The sequence below is a fragment of the Streptomyces sp. NPDC041713 genome (assembly GCF_055591085.1).
The window spans coordinates 112,936-137,803 of the sequence record NZ_JBVIZY010000003.1; the positions used below are offsets into that span (position 1 = coordinate 112,936).

Consider the following 24,868-nt stretch of genomic DNA (forward strand, 5'->3'; position numbering starts at 1 on the left):
GAAACACTGAAAGAACTGAATCGGAAAAGCCTTTACCGGAAGCTCACGCCACGGCCGAAGGCATACGCTGCTCGTGCGCCAGTCGAATCATGGTCGCGGCGGCCTTCGGGTCGACGTCCCCGTAGTTGGTGACGACGAGATCGGGTGCCGTCGGGAACTCCGCGGACTGCCCGATTCCGACGATGTCCTTGTCGTCGTTCCCGCTGTAGACGCCCTTGCTGTCGCGGCGTTTGAGTTCCTCGACCGGCACGTCGAGGAGCACCTCGAAGTAGTCGGGCTGGTTCTCCCTGTTCCACCGCTGCACCTCGTGGAACAGCGAGATCGTGGCGACCACGACGACGTGCCCCTGCTCCGCGAGCAGCCGCGAGAGCCGGCCGTACGTCATGGACGCCTTGATCCGGCTCTCGCGGTCGAACCCGTGGGTCATGCCGAGCGCGGTCCGCACCTGGTTCCCGTCGAGGAGGATGGGCTGCTGCCCGCGCTGGAGCAGCTGGCGGACGAGTTCGCGCGCGACCGTCGTCTTGCCGGCCTCGGCAAGCCCGGTCACCCAGATGACCGTGCCGCCGGAATCGACGCCTCCAACTCCGGTGGTTCCCATGGCTGACTCCCCTCAGTGGTCGTACGACGGCCGAACTCTTCACAGCGCGACGGCACTGCTGTAAAGTTCCTCAGAAAATTTTTGGCAGGAAAAATCAGGCGGCACGATTCCATACGCCAGGCAGCGAAATGCAATACGCGGCGCTCGGGAATTTCCGAGCGAGCCATGAAAGAGATCCCTGAAGGGATCTCAGGAAATGGGCCACCGACCGACCCCGTCAGTATTGTCCCGGCGTTTACCGGGCGTCCAATATCTGTTCGTACTGAAGCCTAGATCGGTCAGTTATGGAGATACGTCAACTCGAGTACTTCGTCGCCGTCGTCGAGGACGGCAACTTCACCAGAGCGGCGGCCCGGGTCCACGTCACCCAGCCGGGCGTGAGCGCCCAGATCCGCCGCCTGGAGCGAGAACTCGGTTACGAACTGCTCGACCGGTCAGGACGCACGGTCCGCCCCACCGCCGTGGGCGAGGCCCTGCTCCCGCACGCAAAGGCCGCGCTGGACGCGGTGCGCAACGCCCGGCTCGCCGTCGACCAGGTGGCGGGGCTGCTGCGGGGCAGGGTGAACGTCGGCATGGTGACGGTGGTGGCCTCGATCGACGTGCCCGGCATGCTCGCCGAGTTCCAGGCGGACCACCCGGCCGTGGAGATCGCGCTGCGCCAGGGCGGCACCGACGACCTCGTCGACGCGCTCAAGGACGGCGAACTCGACCTGGCGTTCCTCGGCATGGCCGGGGAACCCCCGAGCTTCCTGCGCACCGAGGTCATCCGCGCCGACCCGCTCGTCGCGGTGCTGCGCGCGGACGACGAACTCGCCGGGCGCGACGCCCTGTTCCTGAAGGAGCTCGCGGGCCGTCACCTGGTCTCGCTGCCGACCGACAGCGGCACCCGGCACCGCCTCGACACCTCGCTCGCCACGGCCGACATCGACGCGCCCGTCGCCTTCTCGGCCAGCGATCCGCAGGTGCTCGTGGACATGGCGGCGCGCGGTTCAGGGGTGGCGATCCTGCCGCGGGGCGCCGTCCGGTCGGCCGGCGACGACCTGCGGCTGATCCCGTTCCGCGACCCCGAGCTGCACGGGCGGTTGTATCTGGCGTGGCCGGACGACCGGACGATCGACCCGGCGGCGCAGGCGGTCATCCAGCACGCACTCGACCGCATCCAGGACCGGAGCGGTACGTAGTCGTCGTACCGAACCTGCCGTACTCGTACGGGTCTTGATGTCCCGTCACTTCACCGGCTGCGGTTCGCCGGCCTCGACGTCCGCGTCCCGGGGCGGCGGCGGCTTGGCGGCCAGGAAGTCCTTGGCGCGGATGAGGAAGAAGGCGAACACCGCGCCGACCAGGGCGACCACACCCGTGATGACCAGCAGGTCGTTCAGCGCGCTCGCGTACCCGGAGTGCAGCGCGGTGGCCACCTCGTCCCGCATACCCGGCGGCACGCTGTCGCCGAGACCGGAGACGTCACCGTGCTCGACGGCGGCGGCGACGCCCGGGGCGCTGCCCGCGAGGTCGGGTACGGCCGCCAGATTGCGTACGACGTCGTCGTGCAGCGTCGCCGTGAAGATGGAGCCCAGGACGGGGATGCTCGCGGCCATGCCCACCTGGCGGAAGGTGATGTTCATGCCCGACGCGGCGCCCGACCGGTCCGGGGTGACGACGCCGACGGCGGTGGAGGCGAGCGGCGGGTTCACCACACCGCTGCCGAGGCCCGCCACGACGAAGCCGGGGATCAGGTGCGTCCAGCTGCTCGACGCGTCGTTGCCCGACATGAGGAGCAGGCCGACGCCGACCAGGAGGAGGCCGGGTCCGATGAGCCACTTCACCGGCAGCCGGCTGCTCAGCCGTCCGGCGACGGTCGACGCCACCAGGGCGCACATGCTGATCACCAGCAGCCGCACGCTGGACTCCAGGACGGAGTAGCCGAGGCCGTTCTGCAGATAGAGCACGAGGTAGAGCAGCATCGCGAACAGCGAGCCGTTCATCGTGAACGCGGCGATCGAACCGCCGACGAAGGTCGGCGTCCGGAACAGCGACAGGTCGAACAGCGGGTGGGGCGAGCGGAGTTCGACGATCAGGAAGGCGACGAGGAGCACGGCGGCCGCGCACAGCCAGACCACGACGTCGGTGTTGCCCCACTCGGTCTCGCCGGCCCGGATCAGACCGTAGATCAGGGCGACGAGTCCGCTCGTGAAGAGGACGAAGCCCGGCCAGTCGAGGCGGAGCCGGCCGCGCACCGGCGCCTCGTCGACCTTCCGCAGCGTCACCAGGATCGCGAGGAGACCGATGGGGACGTTGACGAGGAAGATGCCGCGCCAGCTGATGTTGCTGGCGATCAGCCCGCCGAAGACGGGCCCGAGCCCGGTCGCGATGCCTGTCACCGCGCCCCAGATGCCGAAGGCGACGCCCCGTTCCTTGCCCGTGAAGTTCCGGGCGAGCAGGGCGAGGGACGTGGCGTACATGACGGAGCCGCCGATGCCCTGCGCGGCGCGGGAGAGGATCAGCATCAGCGGTGTGGAGGAGACGCCGCAGAGCAGCGAGCTGACGGTGAAGACGCCGAGGCCCACCAGGAACAGCTTGCGGTAGCCGAAGCGGTCGGCCAGCGAACCACCGACCAGCAGCATCGCGGCGAGCGTCAGCGAGTAGGCGTCGACCACCCACTGCGCGTCCGCGAAGCTGGTGTCGAGCCCGCTCTGGATCTGCGGCAGCACGACCGTGACGATGGTGGCGTCGAGCAGGATCATGAAGGTCGCCGCGGAGACGACCACCAACGTCCACCATCGCTTGGCCATGACTGCTCTCCCCCACACGTTTCGGGCCTACTGGGCTTGGACCGGGCCTGCTTGAGGTGGGCCCGGCCCAAGTGGACCGGGTCCAGGCCTACTTGGGCTGGACGAATTCGGGCTGGTCGATGATGCGCAGCCACGAGCCGTCGGGCTGGCGGCGCACGACCTGGGCGCGGGCGCCCGTGCCGTCCTTGGGCGGGGTGGAGGTGAGCGCGATGTCGCCGTTGATCAGCGTGGGCAGCGGCTCCTCCGGCTCGAAGTGGGGGTTCCGCGTCATCGCCATCTCCCAGATCTTGCGGATGGCTTCGCGGCCCTGGGTGATCTGCCCGGGCGGGAAGGCGACGACCGCGTCCTCCGCGTAGAGCTCCGCGACGCCGGCCGCGTCACCCTTGTTGGCGCGCTCGACGAACAGACGCGTAATGTCTTCCGGCTGGTAAGCCTTCTCGTATTCGGACACAGGGGGCCTCTCGTTCAGAGCTGATTTCCAGCACCGTCAAGCTTGGCCGCGCACAAGTGGCAAGTCCAACTCCCTTTGGTTCTGGCAACCAGAAGCAATGGATCTGGCTCGCGGCCGTGGTTGACTCGACGCGGTCGACTTCGACCGCCTGCCTGCTCCGGGGCCGTCGACTGAGGAATTCCTCGGTCGACATCCATTCCCCCGGCTCGGCCGGACCTTGTCGTACGGAGTGCCGCCTAGCACTGCCCGAAGTCGCCCGGAAGATCGCTTCAGGACAGAACACATCGCCTTTTCGCCGGGCCCGCCGTACGCTCACATCCCCCTTCTTCCTCTTCTTCCTCCGCACCGCAGACCCGAAGCAGGAGGCCCCCATGAGCCATGACGGAACGTCCTTGCGCGCGCTCTTCCGGCGAGTGTCCCCATGAGGGTCGACGTCGCCTGGTGGCACCTGGACGGGACCCCGCAGACCATCGATTCGATGCGCGCCCACCTGCGGGAGAACACCCTGGACCACTGGACGAAGGTGCCCGGACTGCGGCTGAAGATCTACTTCGCCGACCGCGAGCAGAACCGCTGGGGCGCGATGATGCTCTGGGAGCACGAGCGGCCCCCGCTCGACGAGATGCCCCCGAACGCCGCCCTGGCCCTCATCGGCCGGCCCCCCGACGTGCGCGCCACCTTCGAGGCCGAGGGCACGGTGGAGGGGCAGTACGAACTCGCCGCGCTCCAGGCGCTTGGCCCCGCCTTCGCCGCCGTACAGGCCGTACCGACCGCACAGACCGTCGGTCGACAGAAGTCATGAAGTTCCTTTGCGCCCGTACCCAGGAATGCGCCCGCGCCCAGGAAATGGGCGACAGCGCCGGGCGGGCGACGACACCGTGAAGAGGACGACGACACCATGAAGTCGAACACCTGGGAGATCCTCGACCTCCCGCCCGGCACGAGCCCCGACCCGGACGCCTATCTGCGGGCCGCGATGGAATGGCACTTCGGCCCCGACACCGGCTCGCCCTACTGGCTGGAGCGCGCGAAGTCCCTCGACTTCGACCCGCGCACCGATATCGCCACCCACGCCGATCTCGTACGGTTCCCCAATGTCGCCGCCGAACTGCGCGCCGTCCCCGCCGAGGACCTGATCCCGCGCGGATACGGCGAGAACCCCGACGTGCGGGGCGTCTTCGAGAGCGGCGGCACCACCGGCGCCCCCAAACGCGTCGTGCTGCTCGGCGACTGGCGCCGCCGGCTGCTGGCGTGGACCAGCGACCAACTCGACGCCCACGGCTTCCCCCGGGGCGCAAACTGGCTGGGAATCGTCCCCAGCGGCCCGCACATCGTCGGCGAGTTCTTCCGCGGCTCGGCGACCACGCACGGCACCCACGGATTCACCCTCGACCTCGACCCGCGCTGGGTGAAGCGGCTGATCTCCGCGGGCCGCGGCGGCGAGGCCGACGACTACGCCGAGCACGTCGTCGACCAGGCGGCGGAGGTGCTGCGCTCGCAGAACATCGGCGTCCTCACCGTCACACCCCCGGTCCTGGAGCGGATCGCGCGCCGCGACGAGCTGGTGGAACTGATCAACGAGAAGGTACGGGCGATCCGTTGGGGCGGCACCCAGCTCGACCCCGACTCCCGCCACGTGTACCGCACGGAGATCTTCCCCGACACCGTCTTCTCCGGTAACTACGGCAGCACGATGATCCTGGGCTTCGCCGGCGAGCGACCAGGCCTCGGCGACGACGACCCCTGCGTCTTCGACACCCTGAGCCCGTACGTCACCTTCTCGGTCGTCGACCCCGAGACGCTCCGGCCCGTCCCGTACGGGGAGCGCGGCCGGGTCGTCGCCAGCCACGTCAGCAAGTCGTTCCTGCTGCCCAACAACCTCGAACGCGACCTCGCCACCCGCGTCGAGCCGCTCGACGGCGGCCCCGGCGACGCGGTGGCCGACATCGCGCCCGTCAGCAGGTTCGAGAACGAGGACGTGGTGGAGGGGGTCTACTGATGCCGCCGGTCAGCGAGCCCGTAGGGCCCGTAGGGGAGGGGGGCGAGCCCGTGGGGCGGACGGGGGGTGATCCCGTAGGGCCCGTAGGGCAGCGGGGTGATCCCGTAGGGCGGACGGGAGGCGATCCCGTACGGCCGCGAGGTGGTCCTGCCGCCCCCTCCGCCACCGAACCGGTCCAGCTCGACGCCCTCGGCCCCCGCGGCGCGTTCCGTGCCAGGAACCGCCTCCAGGTCACCGACGTCACCGGCCGGGTCGCCGCCGAACTCAGCCTCGTACCACCGCCGTTCGTGAGCCGCACCCTCTCCACGATGCGCCGCGCGCACCCCGCGCCGCCCGCCGAACGGCTGCGGCGGATCGCCGCCGCGGCCGACCTGTTCGCCACCGGCACCGTCGCGGGCCTGACCGTGCCGGACTACTGCCACCTGGTCAGCCGCGTCGGCGGCGTGCCGATCACCGAGGTCTCCTCGGCCGTCGAGCGCATCGCCGAACGCCTCCGCTCCCTCGCCGCCGGCCTCGACCAGGCGCGCCCCGCGGGCGCGGTCACCGACTGGCGCGACCCGCTGACCCGCGGCGCGGGACGGGCCGTGCACACCCGGCGCGGCGACGTGTTCGCCGTGCACGCGGCCGGCAACCACCCCGGCACCCACAGCCTGTGGCCCGAGGCGCTGGCGCTCGGCTTCCGCGTCGCGGTGCGGCCCTCCCGGCGCGAGCCGTTCACCCCGCACCGGCTCGTCACGGCGCTGCGCACGGCGGGCTTCGGGAACGACGAGATCACGCTGCTTCCCACCGACCACGCGGGCGCGGACAACGTCCTGCGCGGCGCCGACCTCGGCCTGGTCTACGGCGGCGAGGACGTCGTACGGAAGTACGGCGCCGACCCCACCGTCCTGCTCCAAGGGCCGGGCCGCTCCAAGATCCTGGTGACGGCCGACGTCGACTGGCGCGACCACCTCGACACCCTCGTGGACTCGGTCGCCGGGCGCGGCGGCACGGGCTGCGTGAACACGACGGCGATCCTGGTGGAAGGCGACCCGACGCCCCTGTGCGAGGCGCTGGCCGAACGGTTCGCGGCCCTGCCGAGCCTCCCGCCGGACCACCCGAAGGCCGTCCTGCCCGTACAGCCGGCCGCCGGCGCGCGGGCCGTCGCCGACTACGTGTCCCGCCGCGCCGCCGGCACCCGCGCCTGGCTGGGCGCGGACACGGTCGCCGACGAACTGGGCGACGGCAGCGCGGTGTTGCGCCCGTCCGTCCACCAACTCGACCGCGCCGACGCCCCGCAGCTGGGCGCCGAACTCCCCTTCCCCTGCGTATGGGTGGCGCCCTGGCGCCCGGAGGAGGGCCTCGCCCCGCTCCGGGACACCCTGGTCCTCACGGCGCTGACCACCCAAGGCCCCCTACTGGACGCCCTTTTGGCCGACCCGACCATCGCCAACCTGTACGTGGGCGACCGCCCGACGCACTGGATGCGCCCGGGCCTGCCGCACGACGGGTACCTCTCCGACTTCCTGATGCGGACGAAGACGGTGGTACGGGACTGAGGACCCCGGGCGCGCCCGTGAGCGCACACGCACTGCGGAAGGAACACTTGCGGCGGACCGAACACTTACGGCGGACCGGACACATGCGGCGGACCGGACACTCACTGCAGTGAGGCGCGGCTGTCGACCTCCTGCGCGACGTTGAACCAGACCTCACCGCAGGCGCGGGCCACGTTGGCCACCATGTCGACGCAGTGGGCCGGAACGCTCTCGATGAGCCGGTTCCACTCGTCCGGCGGGAGGGTCGCCGCGTCGAGCAGCCGCAGCAGCAGCCGCCCGGACTCGGTGAAGCGGATCGAGGGGTCACGCTTCAGGATCGGGATCAGCTCGGCGGCCATCGGCGCGACGGCTCCCGCGGCCGCCGACGGCATGGGCGTCTTCTCGGCGGCGGGGTCGGGTGCGACCCGCGCCGACACGGCCGCCGAGGTGGCGGGGTCGGTGGCCACCCGCGCCGGTACGGCCGACGTCGGCGCGGGGCCGGCGGCCGCCCGGTCGAGATCACCCCGCTCCATCCTCCTGCGCACGTCACGGGCGGTGGAACGGGAGACTCCGGTGGCCCCGGCGATCTGCCGCAGCGTCGCGTCCGGATGGCTCCGGATGAAGTCGCCGGCCGTGGCGCGCGCCCCGGCGCCGTCGACGGGCCGGGCCCGTCCGTCGCGGCCGATCCGTACGGGCGCGGCGGGCAGATCGTCGCCGAGGCGCCGCCGCAGGCTCCCCACGGTCTTGGGCGAGAGCCCGGCGAACGAGGCGATCATGCGGTCGGACCAGTGCGGGTGGGAGTGGATGATGCGGGTCGCCGCGGCGTTGCGGTCGGCCCGGGTCAGCGGCAGACCGTGGGTGGTGTTGGCCCGCACGGCGACGACGAAGACGTCCGACGCGTATCCGTCGAGGAACCGGACGGCGATCTCCCGCTCCCCGCGCAGCGCGGTCGCCCGCAGCCGGTGCATGCCGTCGATGACCCGCATCGTCGCCCGGTGGACCAGGATGGGCGGCAGGTCGGCCCCGGACTCGGCGAGGACCCGGACGTGGTCGAGGTTCTCGCCGACGAGGCGGGGCGAGTCGGCCGACCAGAGCAGGTGGACGGGGACGCGTTCGACGGGCAGATCGTGCGCGCGGATGTCCCAGGGTTTGGGCGCGGAGTCCCCGCCCTGACCGGTCGCCCCGCTTGTAACGGCTTCCGGTATAGCGGCTTCCGGTATAGCGGCTTCCGCTGTAACGGAATCCGTTGTAACGGCTTCCGTGACGTCTCTCGAGTCGCTCGCATGCATGAACCCGTCGCCCCCCGATCAGAGTCGCCCGTCCGCTCGACGCGCGCCGCCGTTCCAACGAAACTGGAATCGCTGATTCCCACAGGTTGTTTCAGCCACAAAACGATATGAATTAGTTGTTCACTCAAATTACCGCCCCCGTACGCGCGGAAGCCATCGTTCCCGGTGTCACGGAAGAACCGACCATCCGGTTTCCCGCCATTTTCGGCAAGGAGCTTGACAGCGCCGGAGGCGCCCTCTAGCGCCCCTGCGCAGGGGCGAACAAAACAAGAACTCCGACAACTGCCTCCCCCGATTACTAGAATCACGGGACATGGAACTCAGGCAGCTCGAATACTTCGTCGCGGTGGCCGAAGAGGAGAACTTCACCCGGGCCGCCGAGCGCGTGCACATCAGCCAGTCCGGGGTGAGCGCCCAGGTCAGGCAGTTGGAGCATGACCTGGGGACGTCGCTGTTCGACCGCTCGGGCCGTAGCGTCAGGCTCACGCCCGCCGGATCGGCGGCCCTGCGGCACGCGCGGGCGGCCCTCGCCGCCGCCGACGCCGTCCGCCAGGCGGTGGACGAGGTGAACGGCCTCATCCGGGGCCGGCTCGTGGTCGGCATGGTGACGGCATGCACGGTCACGCCGCTCTTCGACGCCCTGTCCGCGTTCCATCACAGCCACCCCGGCGTGGAGATCGTCCTCCTTGAGGACACCTCGGACCGCCTCGTCGAACGCCTGCGCGCAGGCACCGCCGACCTCGCCCTGGTCAGCACGCCGGGGACGCCGCCGCCGGGCCTGGAGGCGTACGAGATCATCCGCGAGCCCCTGGTCGCGGCCATGCCGGCCGGCCACCCGCTCGCCGAGGAACCCCGCGTGACGCTCCAAGCTCTGGCACACCACTCGGTGGTGAGCCTGCCGCCGGGCACGGGGGTGCGGAAGGTGTTCGACGATGCGTGCGCGGCGGCGGGGGTGCACATGGAGATCGCGTTCCAGGCGGGCGCGCCCAGCGCCATCGCCGACCTGGCGATCCGCGGGCTGGGGGTCGCGATCCTCTCCGAGTCGCTCGTCGCCCAGCACCGCCACCGGCTCACGACCCGCCCCATCGAGGACATCCACACGGAGCCCGTGCTGTCGCTTGCCTGGTCGTCCACGGACAACCCGGCGCTGCGGCAGCTGGTCCACCACTGCCGCCAGTCCTTCTCCCGCCCGTCCCCGTTGACGGCCCCCGCGGCCCCTGCGGTCCCTGCGGTCCCCTCGGTCCCCCCGCCCGCCAGGACCGGGCCCCCGACCGCCACGCTGCCCGCACTCCGCCCCGCGGACCTACCATGAGGACATGGCCCTCGACCTCTTCGCAGGCATCCCGGTGAACGACTTCGCGGCGGCGCTGGCCTGGTACGAACGGCTCCTCGGCACGCCACCCGCCTTTGTCGCCGACGACAAGGAGGCGGTCTGGGAACTCGCGAAACACAGATCCCTGTTCATCGAACACCGCCCCGAACACGCGGGCCACGCCCTGCACACGGTCTTCATCGACGACCTGGACGCGATGGTCACCGCGGCGACGGCCCGAGGCGTGCACCCGAGAGCCCGGGAGACCTACGCGAACGGCGTCCGCAAGGCCACGTACGAGGACCCGGAGGGCAACGAACTGAGCTTCGGGAGTGCCCCGCTCTGATCGGAGGTGCCCCGCTCTGAGGGCGCGGGACGTCTCGCGACCGAGCGGGTCGATGCTCGGGGCGCGGTGGCTGGCGCTCAGGGCTGGGGTGGCGTTCAGGACGGGGGGCGTTCAGGGCTGAGGTGGGCCCGATGTCGGCGCGCTCAGCAGTTCCTGGGCCACCGACACGAAGACCGACTTCGCCCGGTCGAGGTCGTCCGGCGCCTCGTGGCGGCGCAAGGAGTCGACGAGGTGCCGAGCCGCGGTGGCGGCCTCGGGCGGACCTTCCAGGACCACCGCGCCGAGCGCCCGCCGGAGAAGGGCCTCGTCGTCGGGGCTGCCCCTGCCCGTACGCTCGGTGAGGGCTCGGGCCTCCGCGGCGCCGAGGAACTCCCCGTAGATCTGGCGCCGTTGGGCGAGCGCGCGCTGCACCTGTTCCGACTGGATCGTGAGCCGGACGGACTCCAGCAGCGCGTCGGCCTGCCGGTCCCCCGCGTGCCGCGCCGCCTCAGCCTGCCTGAGTCCCGCGCTGCGGCCGTACCAACCGGTGACGATGCTGCCGCCGATCGCCGATCCCGCGGCGATCAGCGCGACTCCCCATTCGCTCATGCCGCCATCCTCTCGGTCCTCGGGGGCGGCAATCAACGCGCGGTACGATCGGCTCATGTCGCCGGAGGACTCCGAGGAAACCCCCTCTACCTGCGAAAACACCACATCTCACCCACCGCTCGACGCTAGAATGGATGATTGCGGGCGACGGGCGACGGGCGACGGGCGACGGGCGACGGGCGACGGGCGACGGGCGACGGGCGACGGGCGACGGGCGACGGGCGACGGGTCGTGCTTCTTGCCGCTCGGTCCGCGGTGGCCCTGTACCGGCTGCTCGACGTGGCCCCGGTCTTCGCCGGTGACGACCGGATCACCCGCCTTTTCACGCTGATTCCGGGCTCCGACTTCGGCGTCGACGTGCTGTCCGCCATCGAAACGATCGGCGGCCGTACGCTGCCGTGGAGCGAAGCGTGCGACCGCTCGTACGACCTGGTGCTCACCGCGAGCCCCAAGGGCGACCTGAGTCTGCTGCGAGGACCGCACGTCCTGCTGCCGCACGGCGCGGGCTTCAACAAGGCGCTCCCGGACGAGGGTTCGGCCGATTCGGCGTCCGGACTCGACCCGGCGTACCTGCTGCGCGCGGACACCGCCACACCGCCCATGCCGCCCGCGCCGACCACACCGCCCACGCCGACCGCCCCGACCGCCCCGCCCACGCAGACCGCGCTGCACGCGCTGGCGCACCCCGACCAGCTCGCCCGCCTGTCCTCCGTGGCTCCGTGGGCCACCCGAACGGCGAAGGTGATCGGGGACCCCACGCTGGACCGAATCCTCGCCTCACTCCCGCTCCGGGACCGCTACCGCGCCGCGCTCGGCACCGGCGACCGCAAGCTGCTCGCGCTCGTCTCGACCTGGGGGCAGGAGTCTCTCCTGCGGAGACGCCCGGATCTGCCCGCCCGACTCGCCGCCCAACTACCGTATGACGAATACCAGTTGGCGCTCATCGTCCACCCCAACGAGCGAAGCCTGCTGGGCCGTTACGAGTTGGCCGAGCTGCTCGCCCCGGCGCTCGACGCGGGGATGATCCTCGCGGGCGCGCACGAGGAGTGGGCCTCCGTCCTGATCGCCGCCGACGCCCTGGTCACCGACCACGGTTCCGCCGCCCTCTATTTCGCCGCCGCACAGGACCGGCCCATCGTCGGCGTCGGACGGGGCGGGCCGGAACTCATCCCGGGCAGCCCGATGGACGTACTCCTGCGCCGGATACCGCAGTTGGGCCCCAGCGACTCCGGTGATTCCGGCGCCTCCGGCGACGCCGACGCGCTGGCGGAGGCGCTGACGGAGACGCTGACGGAAGCACTCAAGGCGTACCGGCCGGGAACCGGTCACGCCGCCGCCCAGGCGGCGTTCGCCCACCAGGGCGGGGCCCTGAGTCGGCTGCGCACCGAACTGTACGCACTCCTCGGGCTGCCCCCTCCGCCCTTCGCCACCCCTGCCCGGCCGCTGCCTCCACCCGCCCCGGCCACCCGCGCACCCGCGGCGTTCGACGTCGACGTCGAGATCACCCCCGAAGGGATCCGCATCGCGCGTCGCCCGTGCGGCACCGGGACACCCGGACACCACCTGGCCGCGGAACACGGCGCGGCGAGCGAGGCGCTCACCCGCTCCGCGGGCGTGCTCTACCGCCGCCCCGCCCCGTCCTCAGCGTCCTCCGCGTCCCCTGCTTCCCCCGTACCGACCGCACCGACCGGCCTGCTGTGGTCGGCGGGCGGCTGGACCGGGCACACCCTGTCCGAGTACCCGGGCTGCCGCGTGGCCGCGATCGTGCGCCCGTCCGGACCGTGCCTGCTCACCGTCCGCGGCCACGCGCAGTCGTACGTACTCCAGGTCGAGCCGCGCCGCGAAGACGGCCGGATCGCCCATCTCGACCCGGCCGTCGCGGTATCGGCCGTGCACGCCTGGCTGACCGCCCACCGAGCGAGGCCCACCGCCCCAACCGGCTTGACCTGCCTGGTCGGTGACCGCTCCTTCGCGGTACGCCTCCGCCCCGCGACGAACGAGGAGACCGAGCAGCCGACATAGGCCCGCTCACGACAGGACGGCTAACGACAGGACCGCTCACGCCAGACCGTTGCGCCGCCGGATGTCATGGGCGGCCGCACGGTGTTCCGCGGCCTGAGTGCCCCGCCCCGCCGCATCCTCCAACCGCCCCAAGGCGTCATGGACCCGCGCCTGATCGAAGTCGGAACGCCGCTCGCGCGCCGCCGCCAACGACTGTTCGTACAGCCGTCGCGCCTCGCCCGTCCGCCCGAGGCGGGTCAGAACTCCGGCGAGTGCGAAGCCCGTACGCCGGCTCATCCGCTCGCGCCGCTGCGTCACCGCCTCCGCGTGCGCATCCGCCAGGAGCAGGTGCGCCGCCTCCAACTCGCCCAGTTCCAGCCGGGCTTCGCCCATGCGGTAGGTCTGCAGCATGGCCCCGTAGGGATTGGCGATCGCGAGGTGTACGTCGCGGGACCGGGCGAAGTCCGCCACGGCGGCGACCCACTCCCCTCGCGCGCCGTTCAGCATGCCCCGGAACTCCAGCACCGAGGCCCGCAGCTTGTGATCCCGTACGTCGTCACCCAGCAGCCCTACGGCGGCCTCGGCGGCGTCGAGTTCACGACCCGCCTCGCCGAGCTCCCCCGACTCCCAAAGGGGTCGGGCCAGTTGACATCGCGTGCGCACCAGCCACGCCGCGTTCTGCCCGTGCCGTACCGCGGCGGCCACTGCGAGCCGGAAGACCTGCACGGCGTCGGCGTGACGGGGATGATCGAGTGCGTACGTCCACACGGGCTCGGACAGCGCCACGACCTCCGCGTCGAGCCCGCGGTCGTAGGCCGCACGGGCGCAGGCGAACAGCGCGTGCCGTTCCTCGTGGAGCCAGCGGGCGGCGCGTGCGGCCCGCGCGGCCCGGTCCGCGTCGTCCGTGGCCTCCTCCGGATCGGCCAGGGCGGCGTCGGGCGCGCCGGGCACCGGGGCGAGGGCATCCGCGACGACGAGCCGCCGACCGGCGGCGAACCGGTCCGCGCGCTGGGCCTGCCGGACGTACCAGCGCAGCACCCGCGTCCGCGCCGCGGACACCTCTTCTTCCTCGGCACCGCCACGGGACTGGGACTGGGACTCGGACTGGGACGAGGCCCGGGACCGCCGTAAAGCGTGCGCACGCAGCGGCCCCGGCAGCCGCAGCCGACCGTCCTCCGCACCCCCTGACTCCCCCGGCACCGCACTCATGTCCAGCAGCCCGGCCCTGTCGAGCTCTTCGAGGGCGGCCTCGCAGGACTCCGGCCCCGACCCGAGCAGCGCGGTGGCGGACTCCACGGTGAACGTCGCCCCGGGATGATGCGCCAGCAGCCGGTAGAGCAGCGCGGCCAGCCCCGACAGACGCTCATAGGCGGCGTCCCAGACCCGCTCGACACCGGACACCCCTTTGTCCGTCAACTCACCTTGCAACTCCGGGATCAGCCGGGACAACGGCCGCAGCCGATGGGCGCGCACCCACCGCCCCGCGACATGCAGCGCCGCGGGCAGCCCGTCACACAGCCGCACCAACGCCCTTACGGCTTCCGGGTCTTCGGCGAGCCGCTGGTCCCTGACGATCAGCCCGAGCAGTTCCGCGGCGGCCTGTTCCGCCAGCGGGGGCAGCGGAAGGTCGACGGCGGTGCCGTCCTCCAGGTCGTGGAGGAGACCGTGACTCGCGACGATCACCAGACTCCCGCCCGACGCCGGAAGAAGCGGGACGACCTCCGAGGCGTATCGGGCATTGTCCAGAATGAGGGCGAGCCGGGCCTGAGAGGTCTTGTTCCAGTACTGCCTGCACCGCGCCTTGAACTGCGCCTCCACCAGAGCCGGCTCCACATCGAGGGAGCACAGGAGCTGCGCCAGCACGTCACCCGGGTCCAGCACGCCGTCCAGCCGGAAGTCGTCGAGGTCCACGGAAAGAACCCCATCGGGGTAGCGATCGAGCGAGGTCCTGGCGATCAGCCGGGCCAGTTCCGTCTTCCCCAGCCCCGCGGGCCCTCGCAACGACAACACCAACGGCCGCGCCCGCCCCCGCCACTCCTCCACGGCACGCACCGCCCGCCGCCTCTCGTCGTCACGATTGACGAAGTGCACGGGTTCCGGCGGAAGCTCAATCCTCATACGACCCCTCTCAGACACCGCCCAACGACCCACTCTAGAGCGGTCGTTCGCGCGGCTTCCCGGTACGGCGACGCGAGCCGATGCGTGGGCGCCTGGGCATGGGTGGGGGGCATGGGTGGCTGCGCGCGGCGACGCGACGCGAACGGGCGGGACACCCGCCGACCTGGACACCGGGCCACCCGGTGCGAGAACGAAGAAACCCCAGGTCAGATTGGTCTGACCTGGGGTTCCAGTGGAGCCGCCTTCGGGATTCGAACCCGAGACCTACGCATTACGAGTGCGTTGCTCTGGCCATCTGAGCTAAGGCGGCACGCCGTCCGCACCATCGTGCGATCAGCAACGCGGCCAAGTCTACACAGTTTTCCGGGGTGCTCCGCACACCCCCTCTCCGAGGCCCGGAGAGGGCTATGAGCAGCGCTTTCCGTCCTTCGGGACCCTGCCCTTCAGGAGGTACGCGTTGATCGTCGCGTCGACGCACTCGCTGCCCCGGCCGTACGCCGTGTGGCCGTCGCCCTCGTAGGTGAGGAGGTGACCGGAGGAGAGCTGGGAGGACAGGGCCTTCGCCCAGCGGTAGGGGGTCGCCGGGTCGCGGGTCGTGCCGGCGACCACGATCGGGGCCGCGCCCTTCGCCTCGATGCGATGGGCCGTGCCCGTGGCCTTCACCGGCCAGTACGTGCAGTTCAGCGACGTCCAGGCGAGGCCCTCGCCGAAGACCGGGGAGGCCTTCTCGAAGGCCGGGAGCGCCTTCTCGACGTCGTCCGGCGAGGTGAAGGCGGGCGGCAGGTCCAGGCAGTTCACGGCCGCGTTGGCGAACATCAGGTTCGCGTACTTTCCGTTGCTGTCCCGCTCGTAGTAGCCGTCGGACAGCACGAGCAGGCCCGAGCCGTCGCGGTTCTTCATCGCCGAGGTGAGCGCGTCCCGCAGCTGCGGCCAGCCCGCCTCGTCGTACATCGCGGCGATCACGCCCGTCGTGGCGAGCGCCTCGCCGAGCCTGCGGCCGCCGCTGCCGCTCGTGGGGAGCGGCTTCCCGTCCAGCTCGCCCAGGAAGGCCTTCAGCCGCCTGCCCGCGTCCGCCGGGCTCTTGTCGCCCAGCGGGCAGTCCGCGCCCCGCGAGACGCAGTCCTTCGCGAAGGACCGGAACGCCGTCTCGAAGCCGGCGGTCTGCTCCTCGTTCATGCGGCGCGCGGACAGCGAGGGGTCCATCGCGCCGTCCAGGACCAGGCGGCCCACCCGCTCGGGGTAGAGCTCCGCGTACGTCGCGCCGAGGAACGTCCCGTACGACGCGCCCACGTACGACAGCTTGTCGTCGCCCAGCGCCGCGCGCAGGACGTCCATGTCGCGGGCCGCCTCGACCGTGGACACGTGCGGCAGGATGCCGGCCGACCGCTCCTCGCACCCCGTCGCGAACGTCTCGTACGCGGAGCGCAGCGCCTGCGTCTCGCGCCGGTCGTCGGGCGTGACGTCGGTCTGCGTGTACAGGTCCATGCGCGCGCCGTCGAGGCACGTGACCGGCTCGCTGCGGGCCACCCCGCGCGGGTCGACGGCGACCATGTCGTAGTGGGCGCGGACCTCGGAGGGGTAGCCGAGCCCCGCGTACGACTGGAGGTAGCCGATCGCCGAGCCGCCGGGGCCGCCGGGGTTGACCAGGAGCGAACCGAGGCGGCCGCTCTTCTTGGTGGCCTGCTTGCGGGCGACGGCCAGCTTGATGTCGCCCGCCGCGGGCTTGTCGTAGTCGAGCGGCGCCTTCATCGTGGAGCACTCGAAGCCGGGGACACCGCACTCGTGCCACTTCAGCTGCTGCCCGTAGTACGGCGCGAGCTCGGCCGGCGTCGCGCGGGACAGCGACGCCAGGGAGGCCTCCGTCGTCGAACTCCCCGCCGAGCAGCCGGAGACGAGCAGCCCTGCGGTGACCAGCAGAGTGCCGCACGTACGGAGGGAGAGGAGACGGCTGCGACGGCCGCGACGACTGAGGTCCATCACGCGAGGGTAGCTCTCCGCGTGCTCATCGTTACTCAGCGCGCCCGTACGAGTGACCCCGTCAACGGCCGTGACTCCGTCAACGGGCGGCCCGGCGGCTGATCCCGGCCGTTCCGCTCGCGCCCGCAGCGCCCGTCACCCGGTTCCGCTCACGCCCGCAGGACCCGTCACCCCGCCCGCAGCGCCACCGTCATCGCCTCCACCGCGAGCAGCGGCGCGACATTGCGGTCCAGCGCGGTGCGGCAGGCGCCGATCGCCTCGATGCGGCGCAGCGTGGACTCCGGCGACGAGCCGAGCGCCAGCCGCTGCAGCATGTCCTGCACCTCCGTGTTGGCGATCGCCACCCGCGAGCCCAGCTGCAGCGCAAGCACGTCTCGGTAGAGCGCGGTCAGCTCGGTGAGGGCGAGATCGAGGCTGTCCCGCTGCGTACGCGTCCTGCGGCGCTTCTGGCGGTCCTCCAGCTCCTTCATCACGCCGGCCGTGCCGCGCGGCATCCGGCCACCCTGGCCCGCGCCCAGCGCCGCCTTCAGCTCGTCGGTCTCCTTGGTGTCGACCTCTTCGGCGACCTGCTTGGCGTCGTCGGTCGCCGTGTCGATCAGCTCCTGCGCCGCCTTCAGGCAGCCGCCGATCTCCGTGACCCGCATCGGCAGCTTCAGGACGGCGGCCCTGCGCTCCCGCGCGCGCGGGTCGGTGGCCAGGCGCCGGGCGCGGCCGATGTGGCCCTGGGTCGCGCGCGCGGCGGCCGCGGCGACGCCGGGCTCGATGCCGTCCCTGCGTACGAGCACGTCGGCGACCGCGTCCACCGGAGGCGTACGCAACGTCAGGTGCCGGCAGCGGGAGCGGATGGTCGGCAGCACGTCCTCCAGGGACGGCGCGCAGAGCAGCCACACGGTGCGGGGGGCGGGCTCCTCCACGGCCTTCAGGAGGACGTTCCCCGCTCCTTCGGTGAGGCGGTCGGCGTCCTCCAGGACGATGACCTGCCAGCGTCCGACGGCGGGTGAGAGCTGGGCCCGGCGGACGAGGTCGCGGGTCTCCTTCACGCCGATGGACAGCAGGTCCGTACGCACCACTTCGACGTCCGCGTGGGTGCCGATCAGGCTCGTGTGACAGCCGTCGCAGAAGCCGCAGCCGGGGGCGCCGCCCAGGGCACGGTCGGGGCTGGTGCACTGCAGGGCGGCGGCGAACGCGCGCGCGGCGGTGGACCGGCCGGAGCCGGGCGGGCCCGTGAACAGCCAGGCGTGCGTCATCTTCGACGCCTCCGGCTGCGGGGTGTGGGCGGCGACGGCCGTCACCAGCGCGTCGGCGTCCCGCGCGGCGGCGCCCAGCTGCTCGCTCACCCGCTCCTGCCCCACCAGGTCGTCCCACACGCTCATGGGGTCACCGCCTTACGCTGCGCTCTGCCATCGGCCACCGGACTGCCCATTGTGGGGGACGCCACTGACAATCCCGGGCCCGGTGGCCTCAGCCCCTCCGGGCCCGGTGGTTCGGCGGCCCTTCCGGGCCCGGTGGCTCAGCGCCTCCCGGGCCCGGTGGCTCAGCGGCCCTTCCGGCCGCGCCGGCCCCGGCCGCCCTTGCCCTCGTCCCCGCCCGCGTCGTCGTTCCGGGCGTCGTGCCCGGTCTCGTCGTCCTCGTGCGAGCCGAGCAGTTCGTCCGCCAGCGACGGCAGGTCGTCGAGCGGCGTCTCCTCCGCCCACTCGGGGCGCGGACGCCGGGGCACGCCCAGCTCGTCGACCTGGGGCAGCTCCCGGGTGCGTTCGTTCTCCCCGTCGGGGGTCGCCTCCCGCGCGGACCGCCCGGCCCCCGCGTCCCGCTCGTCCCTGAAGTAACCCGGCGGCACCTTGTCCTCGGTGACCGCGGGCAGGACGGCCGTCTCGTCGGCGGCCCCTTCGGGTACGGGCGGCTGCGGCAGCACCTCGGTGTCGTCGGCGCCGGAACCGACGGTCGGCAGCACGGCCGTCTCGTCGGCCGCCCCGGACGGCGGCTTCACCACAGGTGTGGGAACGGTGGTCTCGTTGTCCGGCACGGCATCCTCGGCCACCGCGGAGGACGCGGCCTTCGAAGGCCGCGTCTTCGGAGACCCGGCCTTCGAAGACGCGGCCTTCGAAGGCGCCGAAGAGGAGGACCCCGCAACCGCAGACGAAGCCGCGGACGGAGACGCAGCCGCAGACCGCGCGGACGCCGCCTTCGCCGCAGCCGCGGCCGCCGCCGTCGACGCCGCCGCAGCGGAAGCCGCCGCGAGCCGCCGCGCCTCCTCCGCGCGCAGCAGCGCCTCCTCGGCCTTGCGCTGCTTCTCGAGCCGCCGCTCCTCCGCCTCGGCCCGCAGCCGCGCCTCTTCCTCGGCCTCGCGGCGCCTGCGCTCCTCCTCGGCCGCCCGCGCCTTCTCCTCGGCGAGCAGCCTCGCCTGCTCCTCCTCGGCCTTGCGGCGGGCCTCCTCGGCGCGCTTCTTGGCCTCCTCGGCCTGGCGCTCCGCCTCGCGGCGCTGCGCCTCCTCCAGCTCGCGCCGCTTGCGCGCCTCCTCCTCGGCGCGGAGCTTGGCGAGCTGCTCCTGGCGCTCGCGCTCCAAGCGCTCCTCCTCGGCCTTGCGCGCGGCCTCTTCCTCGGCCTTGCGGCGCGCCTCTTCCTCGGCGGCCTTGCGGGCCTCCTCGCGCGCCGTGATCTCCGCCTCGGAGAGCGGAAGCACGACGTCGAGCCGGTGCCGGATGACGGTGGTGACCGCCTCCGGCTCCTGGGAGGCGTCGACGATCAGGTACCGCCCCGGGTCGGCGGCGGCGAGCGTGAGGAAACCGGAGCGCACGCGCGCGTGGAACTCGGCCGGCTCCGACTCGAGGCGGTCGGGCGCCTCCGTGAACCGCTCGCGGGCGGCCTCCGGGGACACGTCGAGCAGGCAGGTCAGATGCGGTACGAGACCGCCGGTGGCCCAGCGGTTGATGCGGGCGATCTCGGTCGGCGACAGGTCGCGCCCGGCGCCCTGGTAGGCGACGGACGAGTCGATGTAGCGGTCGGAGATGACCACGGCGCCGCGCTCCAGGGCGGGGCGCACGACGGTGTCGACGTGCTCCGCGCGGTCGGCGGCGTACAGCAGTGCCTCGGAGCGGTGCGAGAGGCCGGCCGACGAGACGTCGAGCAGGATCGACCGCAGCCGCTTGCCGACGGGCGTCGCACCCGGCTCGCGCGTGACGACGACCTCGTGGCCCTTGGCGCGGATCCACTCGGCGAGCGCCTCCGCCTGCGTCGACTTGCCCGCGCCGTCGCCGCCCTCCAGGGCGATGAAGAAGCCGGTGGCGCAGGTCGCCTGCGCCGGGTCGTCGCCGCCGCGCAGCGCGTCGAGCAGGTCGTGCCGCAGCGGGACGCCCTGCCGGTCGTCGGCCTTGGCGAGGACCAGCGCCGCTACCGGCAGCAGCAGCGCGCCGACCAGCATCAGCGTGAAGGCGGCGCCCCCGTGGTCGAAGACGAACTTGCCGTTGACCATGCGGTGCGGCCCGATCAGGGCGGCGACCACCGGGGCCACCAGCGCGCCGAGCGCGAGGAACAGCCGTACGACCGCGTGCAGGTGTTCGGTGGTGCGGGCCCTGCGGTGGTCCTCGACCTCCTGGTCGAGCAGCGCGTGCCCGGTGTTCGCGGCGACGCCCGCGGCGACCCCCACGAGGACGAGGAGCAGCAGCACGGTCGTCACGTCGGGCACGAGGCCCGCGGCGAGCAGCGCGACACCAGTCAGCGCGATGGCGAGCGCGAACAGCCTGCGGCGCGAGAGGGACGGCAGCAGGGACGGGGCGGTGCGGATGCCGATGGCGGTGCCGCCGGTCAGGGCGAGGACGATCAGGCCGTACGCGACGGGCCCGCCGCCGAGGTCCTTGGCCTGCAGGACGGCGACGGCGACGGCCGCCGCGACGGCGGCCGCGACGGCGGTGCAGGCCGCGACGAGGAGCGGGATCGCGCCGGTGCGGCCCTTGTCGGGGCCGCTGCCGGTGCCGGTGCGCGGCCTGCGCAGCCCTTCGAGGGGGCTGCGCGCGCGGGGCGTCTGCGTACCGGGAAGTTCGAGGAGGTAGACGATCGAGAGCGACGCGGCGAAGAGCCCGGCCGCCACGAACGAGGCGAGCCCGGCCTGGTGCAGCTCGAACCATTCGAGGCCGGCGCCCAGGAGATTGCCGATGAGGGTGATGACGACGAGGATCGTGGCCGCGATCGGCACCGCGAGGAATCCGGTGCGCAGGGACAGCCGCCGCAGCGCGTCCATGTGGTCCGGCAACGGCCTTATCGTCGCGCCCTCCAGGGGCGGCGCGGGCAGCAGCGCGGGCGCCGCGCTCTCCTTGGCGACCGTCCAGAAGCGCTCGGCGACCCCGATGACGAACGCCGTCACCAGGATCATCGCGAGCGCGTTGTCCGGGGTCCAGTCGATCCACAGGGGCGCGACGATCAGCAGTGCGGCCCGCACGCCGTCGGCACCGACCATCGTCCAGCGGCGGTCGAGGGGTCCTTCCGGCGACGTGAGCGACGTGAGCGGCCCCAGAAGCACCGCTCCGAAGAGCAGCGTCGCGAGAACGCGCGCTCCGAAGACCGCGGTCACGGCGAGCGCCGCGCCCCGGTAACCGCCTCCGAAGGCGGCCTCGGAGATGCTCGACTGGAGCGCGAGGATCACCAGGACGAGCAGCGCGAGCGCGTCGCCGACACTGTCGACGAGATGGGCGCTCCACAACCTCTTCAGCTGCGGTACGCGCAGCAAGGCGCGGACGGCACGCTCTCGGGAATCTGCGACCAGGGCGTCGTCGGGGGCCGGGATTCCGGCCGTTGGCTGCTCGGCACGCGTCATCCGTCCAGCCTATCTGGACGGACCGCGGTCCCGTGGAGCCACCCGAACAAACGACCGTCTGGTCCCCTTGCAGGCGGAACGTGCCGTTTCAGAGCGCCACATCAGTGCACGGAAACGCCTTGTGCCGGGCGCCTCGACGAGGCACCCGGCACAGAGGAGGCGAAGACGCTCAGTCCTCCGAAGCCGCCGGGGACGAGGCAACCGAGGACGAGGCCGCCGTCTTCTTGGCGGTCGTCTTCTTCGCGGTGGTCTTCTTCGCCGCGGTGGTCGTCTTCTTGGCCGCCGTCTTCTTGGCGGCGGTCTTCTTCGCGGGCGCCTTCTTGGCCGGTGCCTTCTTGGCGGCCTTCTTCGCCGTCTTCTTGGCCGGCCCCTTCGCCCGCTTCTCCGCGAGGAGTTCGTAACCCCGCTCTGGAGTGATGTCCTCGACGGAGTCCGCCGCGCGCAGGGTCGCGTTCGTCTCGCCGTCGGTGACGTACGCGCCGAAGCGGCCGTCCTTGACGACGACCGGCTTTCCGCTGACCGGGTCCTCGCCGAGCTCCTTCAGCGGCGGCTTCGCCGCGGCGCGGCCACGCTGCTTCGGCTTGGAGTAGATCTCCAGAGCCTCCTCCAGCGTGATCGTGAAGAGCTGCTCCTCGGTGTCGATCGACCGGGAGTCCGTGCCCTTCTTCAGGTACGGGCCGTACCGGCCGTTCTGCGCGGTGATCTCGACGCCCTCGGCGTCGGTGCCGACCACGCGCGGCAGGGACATCAGCTTGAGGGCGTCCGCGAGGGTGACCGTGTCGAGCGACATGGACTTGAAGAGCGAGGCGGTGCGCGGCTTGACCGCGTTCTTGCCGGTCTTCGGGGTGCCCTCGGGCAGGATCTCCGTCACGTACGGGCCGTAGCGGCCGTCCTTGGCGACGATCTGGCGGCCCGTCTCCGGGTCCGCGCCCAGCTCGAAGTCGCCGCTCGGCTTGGCGAGCAGCTCCTCCGCGTACTCGACGGTCAGCTCGTCGGGCGCGAGGTCGTCGGGGACGTCGGCGCGCTGGTGGTTCTCGGAGTCGCGCTCGCCCCGCTCGATGTACGGGCCGTAGCGGCCGACGCGCAGCACCACGTCGTTGCCGACCGGGAAGGACGACACCTCGCGGGCGTCGATCGCGCCGAGGTCGGTGACGAGCTCCTTGAGGCCGCCGAGGTGGTCGCCGTCGCCGTTGCCCGCCTCCGCCGCGCCGCCGGAAGCCTCGCCCTCGCCGAAGTAGAAGCGCCGCAGCCACGGCACGGCCTGCGCCTCGCCGCGGGCGATGCGGTCGAGGTCGTCCTCCATCTTGGCGGTGAAGTCGTAGTCGACGAGCCGCCCGAAGTGCTTCTCCAGGAGGTTGACGACGGCGAAGCTCAGGAAGGAGGGGACGAGCGCCGTCCCCTTCTTGAAGACGTAGCCGCGGTCGAGGATCGTGCCGATGATCGACGCGTACGTCGACGGGCGGCCGATCTCGCGCTCTTCGAGCTCCTTGACGAGGCTGGCCTCGGTGTAGCGGGCCGGCGGCTTGGTCGCGTGGCCGTCGACGGAGATCTCGTCGGCGGAGAGCGCGTCGCCCTCGTTGACCTGCGGGAGCCTGCGCTCGCGGTCGTCCAGCTCGGCGTTCGGGTCGTCGGCGCCCTCGACGTACGCCTTGAGGAAGCCGTGGAAGGTGATGGTCTTGCCGGACGCGCTGAACTCGGCGTCGCGGCCGTCGGCGGCGCGGCCGCCGATCTTCACCGTGACGGAGTTGCCGGTCGCGTCCTTCATCTGGGAGGCGACGGTCCGCTTCCAGATCAGCTCGTAGAGCCGGAACTGGTCGCCGGTGAGGCCGGTCTCGGCGGGCGTGCGGAAACGATCACCCGACGGGCGGATCGCCTCGTGCGCCTCCTGCGCGTTCTTGACCTTGCCGGCGTACGTGCGCGGCTTGTCCGGCAGGTAGTCGCTGCCGTAGAGCTGCGTGACCTGCGCGCGGGCGGCGCTGACCGCCGTGTCGGACAGGGTCGTGGAGTCCGTACGCATGTAGGTGATGAAGCCGTTCTCGTACAGCTTCTGGGCCACCTGCATGGTCGCCTTGGCGCCGAAGCCGAGCTTGCGGCTCGCCTCCTGCTGCATCGTCGTCGTACGGAACGGCGCGTACGGCGAGCGGCGGTACGGCTTGGACTCGACCGACCGTACGGAGAAGTTCGTGTCCTGCAGGGCGGCGGCCAGCGAGCGGGCGTTGGCCTCGTCCAGGTGCAGCGTGCCGGTGCTGTTGGCCTTCAGCTGCCCGACCGAGTTGAAGTCGCGGCCCTGGGCGACGCGCTTGCCGTCGACCGTGGTGAGGCGGGCGACGAGCTGCGAGGGGTCGGAGGCGTCACCGGCGCGGCCGGTGCCGAAGGTGCCCGTCAGGTCCCAGTACTCGGCGGAGCGGAAGGCGATGCGCTCGCGCTCCCGCTCGACGACGAGGCGGGTGGCGACGGACTGGACGCGGCCCGCCGACAGGCGCGGCATGACCTTCTTCCACAGGACCGGCGAGACCTCGTAGCCGTAGAGGCGGTCGAGGATGCGGCGGGTCTCCTGGGCGTCGACCATGCGCTTGTTGAGCTCGCGCGGGTTGGCGACGGCGCTGCGGATCGCGTCCTTGGTGATCTCGTGGAAGACCATCCGGTGGACGGGGACCTTGGGCTTCAGGACCTCCAGGAGGTGCCACGCGATGGCTTCGCCCTCGCGGTCCTCATCGGTGGCGAGGAAGAGTTCGTCGGAGTCCTTGAGTAGATCCTTGAGCTTCTTGACCTGCGCCTTTTTGTCGGCGTTGACGACATAGATGGGCTGGAAGTCGTGCTCGACGTCCACGCCGAGGCGGCGCACCTCGCCGGTGTACTTCTCGGGCACCTCCGCGGCGCCGTTGGGGAGGTCGCGGATGTGCCCGACGCTGGCCTCGACTACGTAGCCGGGGCCGAGGTAGCTCTTGATCGTCTTCGCCTTGGCAGGCGACTCGACGATGACGAGTCGGCGGCCGCCCTGTGCGGTCTCGCTGGTCGGGGACAACTTCGCTCTTCTCTCCGGTCGACGCTCGGTGGCACTGCTCGGTGGCACTGC

At 71.9% G+C, this 24,868-nt stretch carries 17 protein-coding genes and 1 tRNA gene; 7 read left to right on the top strand and 11 right to left on the bottom strand.

Annotated features, from left to right (window positions below):
• Positions 1-43: 43 nt before the first annotated feature.
• Complete coding sequence (locus ACZ6CV_RS10030; protein ID WP_362374664.1) at positions 44-598, bottom strand: adenylyl-sulfate kinase; 555 nt, start codon at positions 596-598, stop codon at positions 44-46.
• 284 nt (positions 599-882) lie between these two features.
• On the opposite strand from ACZ6CV_RS10030, the gene ACZ6CV_RS10035 reads away from it, so the two are divergent.
• On the top strand, positions 883-1,779 hold the full coding sequence (locus ACZ6CV_RS10035; protein ID WP_469250394.1) for a LysR family transcriptional regulator: 897 nt from the start codon (positions 883-885) through the stop codon (positions 1,777-1,779).
• A 45-nt stretch (positions 1,780-1,824) separates the two neighbouring features.
• Here ACZ6CV_RS10035 and ACZ6CV_RS10040 read toward each other — a convergent pair whose 3' ends face one another.
• Together ACZ6CV_RS10040 and ACZ6CV_RS10045 are read right to left on the bottom strand one after the other, a co-directional pair.
• Positions 1,825-3,387, bottom strand: coding sequence for an MFS transporter (locus ACZ6CV_RS10040; RefSeq protein ID WP_469250395.1), 1,563 nt, complete (start codon positions 3,385-3,387; stop codon positions 1,825-1,827).
• Positions 3,388-3,475: 88 nt separating this feature from the next.
• Complete coding sequence (locus ACZ6CV_RS10045) at positions 3,476-3,838, bottom strand: YybH family protein (protein WP_362374658.1); 363 nt, start codon at positions 3,836-3,838, stop codon at positions 3,476-3,478.
• Between the two features lie 421 nt (positions 3,839-4,259).
• On the opposite strand from ACZ6CV_RS10045, the gene ACZ6CV_RS10050 reads away from it, so the two are divergent.
• The 3 genes from ACZ6CV_RS10050 to ACZ6CV_RS10060 all read left to right on the top strand — a co-directional run bounded on the left by ACZ6CV_RS10050 (position 4,260) and on the right by ACZ6CV_RS10060 (position 7,375).
• Entirely contained in the window at positions 4,260-4,640 is a 381-nt protein-coding gene (locus ACZ6CV_RS10050; protein WP_469250396.1) for a hypothetical protein, read from the top strand.
• Between the two features lie 96 nt (positions 4,641-4,736).
• Positions 4,737-5,837, top strand: coding sequence for a phenazine antibiotic biosynthesis protein (locus ACZ6CV_RS10055; RefSeq protein ID WP_469250397.1), 1,101 nt, complete (start codon positions 4,737-4,739; stop codon positions 5,835-5,837).
• Between the two features lie 287 nt (positions 5,838-6,124).
• The gene (locus ACZ6CV_RS10060; protein ID WP_469250398.1) at positions 6,125-7,375 is read left to right on the top strand and encodes an aldehyde dehydrogenase family protein; all 1,251 of its coding nucleotides are present in this window, start codon (positions 6,125-6,127) and stop codon (positions 7,373-7,375) included.
• 101 nt (positions 7,376-7,476) lie between these two features.
• On the opposite strand, the gene ACZ6CV_RS10065 is transcribed toward ACZ6CV_RS10060, so the two are convergent.
• Positions 7,477-8,643, bottom strand: coding sequence for a ParB/RepB/Spo0J family partition protein (locus ACZ6CV_RS10065; RefSeq protein WP_469250399.1), 1,167 nt, complete (start codon positions 8,641-8,643; stop codon positions 7,477-7,479).
• Positions 8,644-8,956: 313 nt separating this feature from the next.
• On the opposite strand from ACZ6CV_RS10065, the gene ACZ6CV_RS10070 reads away from it, so the two are divergent.
• The gene (locus tag ACZ6CV_RS10070) at positions 8,957-9,955 is read left to right on the top strand and encodes a LysR family transcriptional regulator (RefSeq protein WP_469250401.1); all 999 of its coding nucleotides are present in this window, start codon (positions 8,957-8,959) and stop codon (positions 9,953-9,955) included.
• Between the two features lie 4 nt (positions 9,956-9,959).
• Positions 9,960-10,301 (top strand): VOC family protein, encoded by a 342-nt coding sequence (locus ACZ6CV_RS10075; RefSeq protein ID WP_469250402.1) that lies wholly within the window; start codon positions 9,960-9,962, stop codon positions 10,299-10,301.
• Positions 10,302-10,412: 111 nt separating this feature from the next.
• On the opposite strand, the gene ACZ6CV_RS10080 is transcribed toward ACZ6CV_RS10075, so the two are convergent.
• On the bottom strand, positions 10,413-10,889 hold the full coding sequence (locus ACZ6CV_RS10080) for a hypothetical protein (protein WP_469250403.1): 477 nt from the start codon (positions 10,887-10,889) through the stop codon (positions 10,413-10,415).
• 231 nt (positions 10,890-11,120) lie between these two features.
• Between ACZ6CV_RS10080 and ACZ6CV_RS10085 the strand changes: the two genes are divergently transcribed.
• On the top strand, positions 11,121-12,911 hold the full coding sequence (locus ACZ6CV_RS10085) for a translation initiation factor 2 (protein ID WP_469250404.1): 1,791 nt from the start codon (positions 11,121-11,123) through the stop codon (positions 12,909-12,911).
• 36 nt (positions 12,912-12,947) lie between these two features.
• On the opposite strand, the gene ACZ6CV_RS10090 is transcribed toward ACZ6CV_RS10085, so the two are convergent.
• From ACZ6CV_RS10090 to topA, 6 genes are all read right to left on the bottom strand, one after another.
• Positions 12,948-15,008, bottom strand: a complete 2,061-nt coding sequence (locus ACZ6CV_RS10090; protein ID WP_469250405.1) for a hypothetical protein — start codon at positions 15,006-15,008, stop codon at positions 12,948-12,950.
• Between the two features lie 233 nt (positions 15,009-15,241).
• Positions 15,242-15,318: transfer RNA gene (locus ACZ6CV_RS10095), tRNA-Thr, on the bottom strand.
• Positions 15,319-15,413: 95 nt separating this feature from the next.
• A complete protein-coding gene (locus ACZ6CV_RS10100; protein ID WP_469250406.1) occupies positions 15,414-16,985 on the bottom strand; it encodes an alpha/beta hydrolase in 1,572 nt (523 codons plus the stop codon).
• A 167-nt stretch (positions 16,986-17,152) separates the two neighbouring features.
• Positions 17,153-18,358 carry a DNA polymerase III subunit delta' gene (locus tag ACZ6CV_RS10105; protein WP_469250407.1) on the bottom strand — a complete coding sequence of 402 codons (1,206 nt, stop codon included), beginning with the start codon at positions 18,356-18,358 and terminating at the stop codon, positions 17,153-17,155.
• 161 nt (positions 18,359-18,519) lie between these two features.
• Entirely contained in the window at positions 18,520-21,792 is a 3,273-nt protein-coding gene (gene tmk, locus ACZ6CV_RS10110) for a dTMP kinase (protein WP_469250408.1), read from the bottom strand.
• A 169-nt stretch (positions 21,793-21,961) separates the two neighbouring features.
• Positions 21,962-24,817, bottom strand: coding sequence for a type I DNA topoisomerase (gene topA / locus ACZ6CV_RS10115; RefSeq protein WP_469250409.1), 2,856 nt, complete (start codon positions 24,815-24,817; stop codon positions 21,962-21,964).
• Between the last annotated feature and the right edge of the window lie 51 nt (positions 24,818-24,868).